A 13,807-nucleotide genomic window follows, 5' to 3' on the forward strand; every position below is an offset into this window, starting at 1 on the left:
ACCGTTGATCGCGGCCGCCGGGCTCGCCGGCGGGCGCGTCGCCGCGGCTCCCTCGTCCCGTTCGGGCGAGGGAGCCGCACCGCGCAGCGGCTGACGGCCGCACCGAGTTCCCCTGGCCAGCCGCGCTCGAGGGCCCGGCTGGCGTCACCCGATCTCGAGAACACGATGAAACGAAAGATGATGCTGTGCGAGCGGATCATGTACGTCGACCGCGAAACCCCGTTCACCCTGGTCCAGGCCGCGCGCATCCGCGGCCGCCTCGACCCGGCGCAACTGCGCCACGCGCTGGACCGCATCCAGCTCAAGCACCCGATGCTGCGCTGCGCCGTGCTCGACGGCGACGCGCCGCAGATCGTGCTTGAGGACGATCCCGCACCGATTCCGTTGCGCCTGGTCGTGCGCGACAGCGACCAGGACTGGCAGCGCGAAGCGCATGTCGAACGCGAGACCGCCTTCGCCAGCGAACGCGCGCCGCTGATGCGCGCGGTCTGGGTCTACGACCAGGACGGCGGCGAGCTGTTGCTGACCTGTCATCACTGCATCTGCGACGGCCTGTCGATGGTGACCCTGCTGCGCGAAACCCTGGCCCTGTGCGACTGCCCCGACCTCGACATCGGCCGCCACAGCAGCGTCAACGGCATGGAGGATCTGTTGCCCGCGCAGGTGCTCAACGATCGCCGCGCCCAGCGCAATGCGCGCTGGAAGGCGATGGCGTTCCGCCTGTTCTTCGCGGTGCGGCGCAAGCGCGCGCCGGTGCCGCAAGGCGAGTTTTACGTACTGCGCTGGAAGCTGCCGCGCGAAGCCAGCCAGGCCCTGGCCGAGCGCGCGCGCGCCGAAGGGGTAACCGTGTTCGCCGCGATCGCAGTCGCGTTCTCGCTGGCGTTCCGCACCATCCGCGGCGACCGCGCCAACGGCAAGGTGTTCGTGCCGGTCGACATCCGCAAGTTCCTGCCGCGGCTCAGCGCCGACAGCCTGTTCGCGTCCGCGCCCGGCGCCATCGTCGCCCTCGACAACCGCACCCCGCCGGACCAAATCGACGAAGCCGGCTACTGGAACCAGGCGCGCGCGTTCAAGGCCCGCCTCAATCAGCGCATCGAACGCCTGGCCCGCAACGTCTACGAGTTCTTCATCGGCCTGGAGCTGCTGCACTCGGTGTTCGACCAGTTCATCGCCGAACGCCGCTCGGACCTCGATGCCTATGACGTGACCCTGTCCAACGTCGGCCGCATCGAGATGCCGCGCGACTACCACGGCTTCCACCTGGAAACCGTGTACAGCCCGAGCCTGCACCTGCCCTGGCGCACCACCACCTCGGTGCTGATGTCGGGCTTCGCCGGCGAACTGGATTTCAGCTTCATGTCCGACGAGCACTCGTTGCCGCGCGAGCAGGCCGAAGCGATCCGCGACCAGGTCATCGCCTCGCTGTGGGAGCGCGGCCGCACCGCCAAGCCGGCCGAGACCGACATCCTGTCGGTGCGGGAAGCCGCATGAAGGTGGATCGCGACCTCGACGCGGACGCGCCGTATGGGCCGCCGCCCGGCGACCGCGCGGTCGAGCCGGCTCAGGCCGAGCGTGCGATCGATCCTCGTGCCTTTGGCGTGGTGTTCGTGCTGTGGCATCCGGACGCCTCGCACTTGATTCATCTCGACCATGCGCATGCGGCCTGCCGTCACGTCGTCGCGGTCGACAACTCGCCCGAGGCCGACACCGACTTGCACGAACGCCTGCGCGGCGCCGGCATCGAGGTGCTGTTCAACCGCAACGCCGGCGGCATCTCCGGCGCCTACAACCGCGGCGTCGAGGCCTTGCTCGCGCGCGGCTGCCAGGTGGTGTTCCTGCTCGACCAGGACTCGCAGCTGGGACCGGAGTTCTTCGCCGAGATGATGCAGGCCTGCGCCCGGGTCGACAGCCAGGCCTTCGTGCTCGGGCCGAAAGTGTTCGAGGCCAACCTCGGCCGCTATCTGCCGGTGTTCTCGCCGGCCGGGCGGATGCCGCGGCCGGAACGGATCGACGAGCGCCGCGAAGGCCTGATCCCGACCCTGTTCGTGATTTCCTCCGGCTCGGCGATCTCGGCCGCGGCCTATCGCGAACTCGGCGCGTTCCGCGAGGATTACTTCATCGAGTACGTCGACATCGAGTACGGCCTGCGCGCGACCCGCCAGGGCATCCCGGTCTACGTCAACGCCGCGGTCGAGATGCGCCAGCAGGTCGGGCGCTTCGTCAAGCGCGGGATATTTTCCACCAGCAACCACGTCGCCTGGCGCCGCTACTACGCCTCGCGCAACGCCGTGCACGCGCTGCGCTCGAACGCTTCGCGCTGGTCGGTGCACTGGCTGATCGAGTTGCTGACCCTGCACCAGGTGCTGTGCGTGCTGGTGTGCGAGGAACATAAGCTGCGCAAGATCGTCGCCATCGCGGTCGGCTATTTCGACGGCGTGTTCGGCCGGCTCGGGGCGTTCGAGGAACGCCACCCGCGATTGGCGGCGTTCTGCCGGCATTGAGGAATACGCCCGACGCGTAAGCGGTTGAAGCAGGCGCGGGCTCTTGCGAGGTCGTGGTCGCGGCTCGCGCCGCTCCTGCCCCGAAGCACAGCGGTAGGAACGGTTTGCCGCGACCCGCGGATCAGTAGGCGTCGCTGCCCAGGCGGATGTCGATGCCGAGCGCGGCGGCCACCGCTTCCATGTTCTCGTCGTCGCGGCGCAGGGTGATCCAGCCGGCGTACATGTCGGCGCCGGTGTCGCGGTTCCACAAGGTGTAGCCGTGTTCGCGCAGGCGCACGAAGGCCTTGGCCATCAGCTCGGGCACGTCGGTGGCGTCGAGGAACTCCTCGTCGGTCGGGTCTTCCACTCCCCAGTCCACGCGCAGGTTCCAGCGCGAGGCCAGTTGCGCGATCGCATCGACGAACGAGCCGGTGTCCTTCCAGTCGACGCGATAGCCCGAGGTCCAGTCGATCACCTCCTGGATGGTCTCGGCCGGCTCGGCGTCGGCATCGTCCTCGCAGGCTTCGCGGTAGCGCGCGAACTGCTGCAGCGCGGTGTCCTCGTCGCCGGGGTTGATCAGCAACAGCAGTTGCCAGACCAGAGCCTCTTCGTCGAGCTCCTCGTCGCTGTCGCCGCCGGCGAACTCGAGCGGTTCGTCGCCTTCGTAGTCGGAGTCGTTATCGGGTGCGCTCATGGCTTTGGGTCGCTGTGGGGTAGGAAATGGTGCGACCTGGCGGCCGGATTGGAAAGCCGGAGCGAGGGACGGATGCGGCCAGGCCCGGCACCGCAGGCCTTGGAACCCAGAGGCGCGACCTGCTCGGCCTCGGAATGAACAGACCCGGCACGGCCGGGCCCAAAAACGAAGAAGCCCGGCTTGCGCCGGGCTTCCCGATGCCGCCCGGCCTTGCGGCGGGCAGCGAGGTCAGCGTTGAACCCGAGGGTTCAGACCGCCTGCACCTGGTCGGCTTGCAGGCCCTTCTGGCCCTGCGTCACGACGAAGGAGACCTTCTGGCCTTCCTGCAGGCTCTTGAAGCCCTGGCCCTGGATCGCGCGGAAATGCACGAACACGTCATCGCCGCTCTCGCGGCTGATGAAACCAAAACCCTTGGCGTCGTTGAACCACTTGACAGTACCGATCTCACGATCCGACATGTTGCTTACTCCTTGAAACGTTGTGTTGGAATGCCGCTTTCGCGGCGTTGGGGCTGGTTGCAAGGAGGAAGCGAGGTGGAACGATGGAGTGGATCAGCGATCTACGGCATCGGGTCACGACCTACGGTGACCCTTGACGAACTCAGCTCGTACACCGTAGTGGCGTCGAGAGGGAAAATCAATTGGAGAAACGTATCCGCGTTCATTCGATTAGGCGATCCAGCGCACGGTTTGGAACATGCCTTCGGCCGCCGGGCGGCGCAGAACCGCCCCGACAGACTGGCGGCGCACCTTCATCCTATTGATTTATATCGATTTTACAATTTTATTTCTGGCGATTGGACGCGTTGGCACCGGATAAACGAAATCCGCTCGCTGCATCCAACCTGAACGACGTTCATATTCGCTGATGCCATACGGCCGCCAAAGCGGAGGCGAACCCGCCCCCTGACGGCCCCTGGAACCCCGATTCGCGCCAAACCACCCGCAGCGCACCCCGGCCGACACCCCGCCAAAGGCCTCACCGCCCTTCGCCGCCGTCCTCGTCGGCCTGCGCCTGGGCACGGCGCCAGATCCCGTACTCGGCGCGGTTGAGGCGGAACTGTTGCAGGGCGAAGGTCGCCGCGCCGCGGTCGGCCGCGCTGCTGGCCGGGTCGGCGGCGATGGCGAGCAGGGCCTCCTTGAGGCGATCGCTGCGGATGCCCGACCCCTGCACGCCGGCGATCGCCTTCGCACGCACTTCCGCCGAGCTGTCGAGGATCGCGCGGTGCAACAGGTCCTCGACCTGCTCGCCGTCGTCCCATTGGGCGAGCTGCAGCACCGCCTGCGCACGCAGGTTCGGGTCGGGGTGGCGGGCCAGCGCCGCCAATTCGGCGACCACCGGCGCGGCGTCCTCGCTCGGCATCGTCGCCGGGGTCAGCATCGCCACCAGTTCGCCCATGCGCTGCGGGTCGCCGCCGCGTTCGAGCTTGGCCAACAGGGTCCGGCGGACCTCCGGCCGGTCCATCGAGTAGCCGCGCAACAGCTCCAGGCCGTCGCGCTCGTCCTCGGGCCGGGTGCTGGCGGCCAGCGACAGGGCGAAGCGCAACACCTCCTCGCCCGACACCGCATTGAGCAGGGCCAGCAGTTCGCCGCGGGCGGCCAGGTCGCGTTCGTTGCGGTAGCGCTGCAGCAGACTGTGCAGGAAGGCCGGATCGCGGCTGGCGCGTTGCCGCAGCGATTCGAAACTGATCCGTTCGTTGCCGAGCACCAGGTAGTCCGGGCCCGTCGCCGCATCGATCCTGGCCGGCCGGTGCGTCGCCGGTACCGGTGCCGGTGCCGGAGACGATGGTGCAGCCGCGGCCGGCGCGGCCGCCCCCTCCCGGCGCGCCAGATGGGCGCCGAGCGCGCCGCCCAGAGCGGCCGAGACGAGGGCGATCATCAGCACCTGGCTGGGTCTCATATGCATTTCAAACCGGCAGAACCTCGTCGCAGGATAACGCGGCGGCCGTTGCGCCCCGGGGCGGCCCATCCGCCGACTCGCGCGCAACACGACCCCTCTCCGTTGGCGGGAGAGGGGTCGCCGAGGGCAGCCGGACTAGCGCCGCCGCATCGGTCAACAAGGCGGTGCGACGCGCCCGTCCGAGCCGGTGTAGGTGTAGGCATCGGGAATGAAGCGGCCGCTGCCGATCCGGTTCCAGATGTTGCTGGTGCCGTAGGTACCGGTCACCGAGGTGCCGGTGGTCTGGCACTGGATCGTCACCGCGGTGCCGTCGGCGAGGCTGCCGACGATCGAGTACGAGGTGCCGGGGCCGGAACGCACGTTGAGCGGCGTGCCGTTGGTGTTGACCGTGCCCGAACCGGTTCCGCCGCTGCAGCTGTTGCGGCTGGTGTAGTTGGTGCTGTTGCCGCTTTCGTCGAAGTACTTGATCAATGCGCCGTTGAAGCGGATGCGCTGGGCGGTGCCGTTCAGGCGCTCTTCGAAGTGCAGGTGGGCGCCGAACGAGCCGCCGGTGTTGCCCACGGTGCCGATCGCCCGGCCGGCGGCGACGTTCTGGCCGACCGAGACCGAGTACGAATTCAGGTGCGCGTACAGCGTGCTCCAGCCGCCGCCGTGGTCGATCACCACGTACTTGCCGTAGCTGGTGTCGCCGAGGTTGCGCACCACGCTGACCGTGCCGCCGACCGAGGCGACCACGGTGTCGCCTTCGTCGTTGGCGCGATTGAAGTCGACCGCGTTCTGCGGGCGATGGTTGGAGCGGGTCTGGCCGGCCCAGGTCTGGCCGCAGGGGAACGGCATCTGGAAGTTCGGAGCGGCTTCGGCGGCGGTGGCGAACAAGGCGGCGAAGGCGAACAGCGCGGACAGGCCGCGAAGTCGTAAGCGTTTTGCGGTGACTGCGTTCATGGCGGAGGTACTCCATCGGTGAAGGCCGCGCCGTTGCCGACGGCGCGACGCGGTTGAAGAGTTCAGTGCACGATCTGGACGTCGTCCAGGTAGAGATTCACGTCGTAGCTGGTCTGATCGCGCAGGAACCAGACCGCATCCAGGCGCACGCTGGCGGCGTCGATCGCGCCGTTGCTGGCGCCGGCCCAGGCGTTCCACTGCGCGGCGTCGCCGAGCGACCATTCCAGCCAGGTCCACTGCCCGCTCGGGATCGCGCGGCCGACCGCGCGCTCGGTGCCGTCGCTGTCGTCGATGCTCAGGCTCGCGCTGAGCCCGCTGGCGCCGGTGTAGACCCAGAAGCCGACCTTGCCGCCGCTGCGCACCAGCTCGACGTTGTTGGCCGGCGTGCCGCCGCCCGACAGCAGGCGCACCGCCCAGGCGGTGGCCACGGCGGGATCGTCCTTGAGCAGTACGCGCAGCGAGCAACTGCCGTTCTTGCGCGTGCCGCAGTCCTGCTGCGCCAGCGATGCGGTCGATACGCCGGCGGTGCTGCCCGAGGCGGTCGGCGCGCTGGCGAAATGGCCGACGCCGCTCTCGAAGCCGTCGAGCACGAGCGCGCCGCCGCCGGGAGCGCCGCCCTCGTTGGCGAGGAAGGCGTTGCGCATGCCGCCGGGGCTGTTGTTGTTATTGAAGTAATGGTTGGCGATCCAGCGCCAGTCGCGGCCGTGGTTCGCGGCCCAGCGCTGAGTGCCCCATTGGCTCATGCCGCGGCCGTGGCCGAAGCAGCCGCGATTGCGCCCGACCTCGTCGGACAGGCACGGCCAGTTGTTGCGCGGGGAACCGTTGCGGCCGTTGCCGCAGCTCAGGTCGTTGTTGACGCAGGACAGCCCGTCGCCGGGGTCTTCCCAGGCGTTGTTCTCCGAGGAGTACTCGCTGAAGGCTGCGGTCCTGCCGTCGCGGGTCAGCAGCACGCCGCGCGTGGCCGCCGCGGCCGCGACCGTCGCCGACACGCTGTCGCCGTTGAAGGCCTGGCACGAGGTGCTGTTGCAGATGTCGTAGCGGCTGTTGACCGGATGGGCGACGTAATAGGCGGCATAGCTGCGGTAGGCGACGGCGCCGGCGGCGAGCGAATCGGCGTCCCAGGACGGAATCCATTCTTCGTCGAGGCCGCGGCCGACATAGTCTTCGAAGCCGTACACCGATACGCCGGTGCAGGAACGGCCCGAACAATTGGTGCCGACCCGGATGCTCGACGGCACCGGCACGCTGGCCGCCTGCGCCGCGAGGCGTTGCGCGGTCGCGAGCGAAGCCGGGTTCGCCGGATCCAGCCCCGCGTCCTGCTCGGCGGCGACCTCGGCTTCGGCCTGCAAGGCATCGGCGGCCGAACGCGGCCGCTGCTGGTCTTCGCGCTGGCGCGCACGCACTTGCACGTGGCTGCGGTCGACGACTACTTCCGATCCGGCGCCGGCGTCGAGGTCGACGATCAGATGGCGGCTGTCGTTGAGCAGCGGCAGGCCGGTCAGGCGCTGGTTGCGATAGCCCCGGGCGCTGACGCTGAGCTCGATGGTCGCCGGCAAAGCCTCGCTGTCGCGCGCCAGGGCGCGCGGCAGCTGCGCGGGCAACTCGAAATAGCCGTCGCCGTCGGCGCTCGTACGTGCGCCCTGGCTGCTGCGCACCTGCGCGCCGGCGAGCGGCCGACCGCTGCGGTCGTAGACGTGGCCGCTGAACACTGCGCACTGCGCGCAGGCCGCGGCCTTCAGCGCCAGCAGGTCCAGCGCCTCGGACGGCATCGACGGCGGCAGCCACACGGTCAGCGGCAGCACCGGCGCGGTATCGATTTCGACCCCGGTGCTGAGGCTGTCGTAACCCGGCGCACTGACGATCAGCTCATAGCGGCCTTCGCTCAGGTCGGCGACGCGGCCGCCACGGGTGGTGATGCCGAGGTCGTGCACGCGCGCCGCGGCGCCGCGCGCGATCACCACCAGGTGCGATTCGAGCGCGCGGCCGCTGACGCTGTCGCGTACGCGGATCTCCAGCGCGCGGCTGGCGGTGGCGTTATGGGCCGTCGGCGCGGCCGGGCCGGTGCCGATCGTGCGCTGGCTCGCAGCGGGCGCGCGCAACCATTGCGCGAACACCGCGCCGGCCAGCAACACGGCCAGGACCGCGAGCCAGGTCGGCACACGGTGCGACGGGCGCGGCGGATGCGGCGGGCTCGCCGCGGCGGGCGCTTGCGAGTGCTCGGACATGGACGATCCCCTGTGGAAGACGAGCCGGCCGCAGGCGCTGCATGCCGCCGGGCGGTGGAACGGGTGCGCGTGCGGCCGCGAAGATCCGAGGCGCGCAGGCCGGTTGCGGGAGGCCGGCCTGCGCGCGGTGGGATCGGCGATGGAACTCTCGGATCGGGACCCGATCAGTACTCGATCGATACCTGATCAGTACTTGACCTGGACGTCGTCGAGATAAAGGTTGACGTCGTAGCTGGTCTGGTCGCGGTACAGCCAGATCGCATCGAGCTTGACCGTGCTGGCGGTGATCGCGCCGTTGGCGTTGCCGACCCAGGCGTCCCACTGCGCGGCGTCGTCCAGGCGCCACTCCAGGTAAGTCCAGGTGCCGGCCGGGATCGCGCGGCTGACCGAACGCTCGGTGCCGTCGCTGTCGTCGATGCCGAGCGCGGCGCTCATGCCGGTCGCGCCGGTGTAGACCCAGAACCCGACCTTGCCGTTGGCGCGGGTCAGCGCGGCGTTGCTGGCCGGCGTGCCGCTGGCCGACAACAGCCGCACCGCCCAGTCGCTGGCGCTGGCGGTGTCGTCCTTGAGCAGCACGCGCAGCGAGCATTCGCCGTTCTTGCGGGTCGCGCAGTTGCGCTCGCCGAGCGAGGTCGCGGCGATGCCGGTGGTGCTGCCCGAGTACGCCGGGCCGGTGTCGAAATGGCCGACCGTGCTCTCGAAGCTGTCGATCACCGTGCCGGTGCCGCTGCCGGGATTGAGCAGGTTGTAGTAGCGCGCCCAATCCCAGTTGATGCCGGGATCGGTGTGGGTCTGGCTGCTGTAGTGCTGGTGGCCCTTGACCTTGACGCTGGTCGGCAGGACGTTGATGCCGGTGCCGGCCGGGCCGCGGAAGGCGCTGGCGCAACTGATCGCGCTGTAGCGCGCGCAGAAGTGCCGGGTCAGCGCCGCCGAGGCGTTGTACATCGCGCTGGTGTACCAGCTGGCGTTGTTGATGAAGCCTTCGTGCTCGATGCCCAAGGTGGTCCGGTTGTGCACGCCGACGTGATGGGCGGCGCGGTCTTCGCGCACCATCTGGGTGATCTGGCCGTCCGAGCTGCGGATCAGGTAATGCGCGCTGACGCTGTTGGGGTTGTTCTGGAACCAGGAGATGCTGCCGGCGTAATAGCCCTGCATCGTGTGGATGGTGACCGAGTCGTAGGAATTGCGGGTGGAGTGGTAGGGCGAGGCCACCCACAGCGCCGGGCCGTAGTCGGTGCTCTTGGTGTCGGCGCTGTCGAGGCTCGGCGCGGTCAGGGTTTCGCTGAGCGGGTCGATCGCGTAGTCGCCGCGTTTCAGGCCTTGCGCCTCGACCCGGTCGCGGGCCAGGTCCAGGCGCACGAACGGTGCGCGCAACTGCACGAGCTTGCGCGCGTCGAAGGCGCGTTCCCAGGCGACGGCACGTTCGGGCACGACGATGCCGCGGTCGTTGACGCCCTTGTCCTGGGCCAGCAGCACGTCGAACGCGAAGCTCGAACGCGCGTGGTCCTGGATGGCGCTGCGTGCGACGCCACCGCGGGCGAAGCCGGCGTAACGCTCCAGCGCCGCGCGCGTGGCCTCCGGTGCAGCCTTCGCGCCGACGCCGTCGGCGCGCAACTCGCGATCGAGCAAGGCGGCGGCGGCGAGGATGTTGCTCAAGGGATCGCGTTGCACCCGCGCCGCGGGCACGCCGAGCAGCTTGGCGCCCTCGCCGACCTGGTCGGCGAAACCTTCGCCACGGTACAGGCCCATGACGCCGTAAGAGCGCGGCATGTGCTGGTGCTGGTCGCCGTACTGGGCCGCGCCGGGCTGCAGGTGCTGCCACCGGCTCATCACGTAGGCGACCGCTTCGAGCGTGCCCGCCGGGATCGCCGGATAGCGCGCATAGGCCTGGCGGAAGTAGTCGGCGTAGACGGCGCGGTCGACCCGCGCCAGCGATTCCTCGATCTGCAGGCGCTGGGCCAGGGCCCGGTCTTCGGGCGCCGGTGCGGCGATGGCGAGCCAGGGTGCGGCGAGGGCCAACAGGCCGGCCACGGCGAGCGACAACGACGACGGCAGGCAGGTAGCGAACCGGCGTTCGGAATATTTGTTCATTTTTGTTTCCCCATGAGAATTAAAAATTCCCCGCGGGGTCCTTGTACTGCATTTGCCTGACTGGCAAGTGCTGTTCGAGGCGGTTTCGCCCGGCAATATCGCGATCCGCGACCCCCGTCACCCCTGAACTGCGCCGGCCGGCGCGCGGTCTCACGGGCGCCGATCCGTCGTGTGCAGGCGCGGAACGCGCGCTGCGCTGCACCGCGTCATCTTCCTCCGGCGGCCGCCGGCCTTCATCCTCGGGCTGACCCCAGTGCGGCCGAACCGCTGTGTTGCGCGCCGAACGCACAAGGCCCGGACAAGCCGGGCCTTGGGAGAACGCAATGGTGGTTGTGGTCGTGCCGCGCCGTTCGCGGCACGGCGACCGGTCAGTCCGCCGGCGCGAACTTGACGTCCGACGGCGAGGCTATCTCCAGCGTCTGCACGGTCTTGCCGAGCCGGCCGTCGGCGGGGTCGCGCTCGATCACCACCAGGTTGCCGCTGTGTTGGTTGGCGACGACCAGGTGTTGGCCATCGGGCGAGAGCGCGAATTCGCGCGGCCCGCGGCCTTCGCTGCTGCGCCGCTGCAAGGCCGACAAACGCCCGCTGGCCGCATCGACCGCATACACCGCGATGTGGTTGTCCTCGCCGCGATTGCTCGCATACAGAAAGCGTCCGTCGGCGGACAGGTGCAGGGCCGCGGCGGCATTGCCGCTGCTGCGGCCCGGATCCATCGCTACGGTTTGCACCGCCTGCAAACGGCCGTCGTCGTGGTCGAGCACCACCACCTCGCCGCTCATTTCCAAGGTGAGGTAGGCATGGCGGCCGGACGCGTCGAACAGCAGATGGCGCGGGCCGCTGCCGGGCGGCAGCTCGAGGAACGGCGTCGCCGCCGCGCGCAGCGGGCGTTCGCCGCTGCGCGCCGGATCGTAGCGATAGGCATAGACCTTGTCGGCGCCGAGGTCGACCGCGAACACGTGCTTACCGTCCGGCGACGGCACCGCGGCATGCACATGGGTCGATAACTGGCGTTCGCGATCGGCCTGGCTGGCGCGATGGGTCAGCACCTGCACCGCCGATTGCAGCCGGCCGTCGCCGTCGACCGGCATCACCGCGAGCGTGCCGCCGGGCGCAGCGTTGACCGAGTAGTTGGCGACGAACAGATAGCGCCCGTCGCGGCTCGGCGCCGCGTGCGCGGGCTCGTCGCCGAGGCTGTTGGCTTGCGACAGCGGCGTCGAGCGCGCGTTGCCGCGCGCGAGGGCGAAGCTACTGGCGCGGCCGACCGGGTCGGCCGAGTCGGGGCCGTTTTCGTTGACCGCGAACAGGCGCCGGCCGTCGGCGGAAAAGGTCAGCCAGGAGGGGTTGTCGGTCTCGATCACTTCCAGCGGCTGCGGTTCGATCCGTCCCTGCGCCGGGTCGAAACGATAGCGGCCGATGCCCTTGCAGACCGCGCCGGTGTAGCAACCGACCAGCAACTCGGGCTGCGCGCGGGGTTCGGCAGCGACGGGTGCGGCAACAAGCGTCATCGACAGGCTCCAGGCAAGCAAGGGGGATCGCAGGATCATCGGGGTCTCCAGCGCCGGCGGCGCGAGGCCCGATCCTGCACCAGCGCGCGACAATGGCCAAGCCTGGGCGCTCGCGGCGATGCGCGGCCCGCGCGGCGCGGTTTCGCCACGGCCGGCGTGACCGGCGGCGGGGCGGTTTCGCCCGCGGTTTTCCCGTGTTTAGCCGCGGCGCCGGATTTTCGCGGCGATCGGTCCGCACCGGGCCGGGCCATGAGCTTGGCCACGAGCACGGACTGGGCCGGGCGCGGCGGTGCGCGTATCCTGGCCGCCGAATCTCCAACGCCCGGCTGCCCTACGCCGGGCGCCCACGCACCACGTCAGTTCACTACCGAAAGAGCGCCACCATGACCGACACCCCGCCCGACCGCCTCTCCAACGACGCCCGCAGCCCCTATTACGACCCGGCCGTGCTCGAACGCGGAATCGGCCTGCGCTTCAACGGCGTGGAGAAGAACAACGTCGAGGAATACTGCGTCAGCGAAGGCTGGGTACGCCTGCCGGTCGGCAAGTCGCTCGACCGCCGCGGCAACCCGATGACGATGAAGGTCAAGGGCCAGGTCGAGCCCTATTACCTGACCGAAGCACCGCAGGCCGACTGAGCCCGCCTGCCCGCGCCGCGCCGTTGCCCATCGGGCACGGCACGGCGCGATGTTTCTGCGGATGCTTTTTTCGCGGGTGATGTCTTAAACCTGCCTCCTGGATCGTCGATACAGCAACAGCCCCGAATGCCGCGCCCGCGGTGGGGCGCACCGCCTCGACCTTCCGGAGATCCGCATGTCCCTCGCTGCCAGCCTGTTGTTGTTCAAGCTCGTCTTCATCGCCGGCCTGGCGCTGTGGCTCAGCGTGGTCGCATTCAACAATCTCATCGCCTTCCGCAACGGCGTGTTCGCGCTCGCCTCGATCATGCGCATGGCGCCGTTCGAGCAGGCCCCGGCGATCCAGACCCCGCTGCTGTCGCGTCGTGTCGAGCAGGCATCCTGGCACCGCGCCGCGTTCTGCGTCGTGCTCGGCGCCGAACTGGTCGCGGCCGTGCTGCTCTGGGCGACGGTCGCCGCCTTGGCCGGACTCGCCACCTCTGCCGATGCCACGATCCTGGCCAACCTCGCGCTGACCGCGCTGGTGGCGACCAGCTTCCTGATGGCGGTCGGCGGCAGTTGGTTCGCGTATTACGTCCGCCAGGACAACCTGCAACTGACCCACTTCGTGCTGGTCGCGGTGTCGGTGCTCGGCCTGCTCGCGGTCAATCTGCGCGCCTGAGCATCGGCCCGCGCGGTCAAGCGATGACGGCCTCGCGCCACTGCCCGCACAGCCGGCGCATGTCCTCGGCCAGCACCGGTATCGGCTGCGGCAGGCGCAACGCCGCTTCGAGCAGGGCGCAGGCGCGGTCGAGCTCGCCCTCGGCCGCCGCCGACAGGCCGCGCGCATAGGCGCCGAGCGGGTCGGCCTGGTCCAGCACCGGCGCCAGCCACTCGCGCGCGTCCTTGGCGGTGCCGCGCATCAGCAGCAACTGCGCCAGCTGGAAACGCGCGACGACGAATTCCGGCAGCACCGCCAACACCGCGCGCAGGCGTTCCTCGGCGCGATCGAACAGGCCGAGCTGGGCGTGCTGGATCGCCAGCAGGTATTGCACGTGCAGATTGCCCGGCTCGCGTTCGAGCACGCGCTGCAGCAGACGCACGGCCTCGACGTCGCGCGCCTGCTGGATGGCGTCGAGCGCGAGCCGCAGCAGGTCTGCGGTGGCGAGCCGGTCGTGGGTCATCGGGGCCTGGCGCCTCCCCGGCGCCGGCATGGATCGTGAACGCAGATTGTGGCCGAAGCCGGGTCGGCGGAAAACGACCGCCGTCATAACGAAAAGCGAAGGCCGCTTGCCTGGTATGGCCTTCGCCGTCGCCTCGACCCCATCGCGCGCCGGTCGACGTTCTCAAGTCGCTC

General features: G+C 69.5%; 12 protein-coding genes. 4 read left to right on the plus strand and 8 right to left on the minus strand.

Features of this window, described 5'->3' with window-relative positions; translation table 11 throughout:
• The first annotated feature begins 165 nt into the window (after window positions 1-165).
• The gene (locus AC6CH2_RS15930) at window positions 166-1,491 is read left to right on the plus strand and encodes a condensation domain-containing protein (RefSeq protein WP_498270057.1); all 1,326 of its coding nucleotides are present in this window, start codon (window positions 166-168) and stop codon (window positions 1,489-1,491) included.
• The gene (locus AC6CH2_RS15935) at window positions 1,488-2,501 is read left to right on the plus strand and encodes a glycosyltransferase (protein WP_498270058.1); all 1,014 of its coding nucleotides are present in this window, start codon (window positions 1,488-1,490) and stop codon (window positions 2,499-2,501) included. The genes AC6CH2_RS15930 and AC6CH2_RS15935 overlap by 4 nt, the downstream gene beginning before the upstream one ends.
• A 121-nt stretch (window positions 2,502-2,622) precedes the next feature.
• Here AC6CH2_RS15935 and AC6CH2_RS15940 read toward each other — a convergent pair whose 3' ends face one another.
• The 7 genes from AC6CH2_RS15940 to AC6CH2_RS15970 all read right to left on the minus strand — a co-directional run bounded on the left by AC6CH2_RS15940 (window position 2,623) and on the right by AC6CH2_RS15970 (window position 11,875).
• The gene (locus AC6CH2_RS15940) at window positions 2,623-3,174 is read right to left on the minus strand and encodes a DUF6630 family protein (RefSeq protein WP_498270059.1); all 552 of its coding nucleotides are present in this window, start codon (window positions 3,172-3,174) and stop codon (window positions 2,623-2,625) included.
• A gap of 248 nt (window positions 3,175-3,422) precedes the next feature.
• On the minus strand, window positions 3,423-3,632 hold the full coding sequence (locus AC6CH2_RS15945) for a cold-shock protein (protein ID WP_031371060.1): 210 nt from the start codon (window positions 3,630-3,632) through the stop codon (window positions 3,423-3,425).
• Between the two features lie 520 nt (window positions 3,633-4,152).
• A complete protein-coding gene (locus AC6CH2_RS15950) occupies window positions 4,153-5,073 on the minus strand; it encodes a HEAT repeat domain-containing protein (protein ID WP_498270060.1) in 921 nt (306 codons plus the stop codon).
• Between the two features lie 153 nt (window positions 5,074-5,226).
• Window positions 5,227-6,015, minus strand: a complete 789-nt coding sequence (locus tag AC6CH2_RS15955) for a M23 family metallopeptidase (RefSeq protein ID WP_498270061.1) — start codon at window positions 6,013-6,015, stop codon at window positions 5,227-5,229.
• A 62-nt stretch (window positions 6,016-6,077) separates the two neighbouring features.
• Entirely contained in the window at window positions 6,078-8,240 is a 2,163-nt protein-coding gene (locus tag AC6CH2_RS15960) for a SpoIID/LytB domain-containing protein (RefSeq protein ID WP_498270062.1), read from the minus strand.
• 186 nt (window positions 8,241-8,426) lie between these two features.
• Entirely contained in the window at window positions 8,427-10,331 is a 1,905-nt protein-coding gene (locus tag AC6CH2_RS15965; RefSeq protein ID WP_498270063.1) for an N-acetylmuramoyl-L-alanine amidase, read from the minus strand.
• Window positions 10,332-10,699: 368 nt separating this feature from the next.
• Window positions 10,700-11,875: a lactonase family protein gene (locus tag AC6CH2_RS15970; RefSeq protein WP_498270064.1), complete on the minus strand. Its 1,176-nt coding sequence runs from the start codon at window positions 11,873-11,875 to the stop codon at window positions 10,700-10,702.
• Window positions 11,876-12,219: 344 nt separating this feature from the next.
• Between AC6CH2_RS15970 and AC6CH2_RS15975 the strand changes: the two genes are divergently transcribed.
• Together AC6CH2_RS15975 and AC6CH2_RS15980 are read left to right on the plus strand one after the other, a co-directional pair.
• Window positions 12,220-12,474, plus strand: coding sequence for a DUF3297 family protein (locus AC6CH2_RS15975; protein ID WP_435394872.1), 255 nt, complete (start codon window positions 12,220-12,222; stop codon window positions 12,472-12,474).
• Between the two features lie 175 nt (window positions 12,475-12,649).
• Entirely contained in the window at window positions 12,650-13,132 is a 483-nt protein-coding gene (locus AC6CH2_RS15980; protein ID WP_498270065.1) for a DUF2165 family protein, read from the plus strand.
• A gap of 16 nt (window positions 13,133-13,148) precedes the next feature.
• Here AC6CH2_RS15980 and AC6CH2_RS15985 read toward each other — a convergent pair whose 3' ends face one another.
• Window positions 13,149-13,634, minus strand: coding sequence for a tetratricopeptide repeat protein (locus tag AC6CH2_RS15985; RefSeq protein WP_435394874.1), 486 nt, complete (start codon window positions 13,632-13,634; stop codon window positions 13,149-13,151).
• Window positions 13,635-13,807 lie beyond the last annotated feature (173 nt).

This window comes from Lysobacter sp. GQ73 (assembly GCF_059758755.1).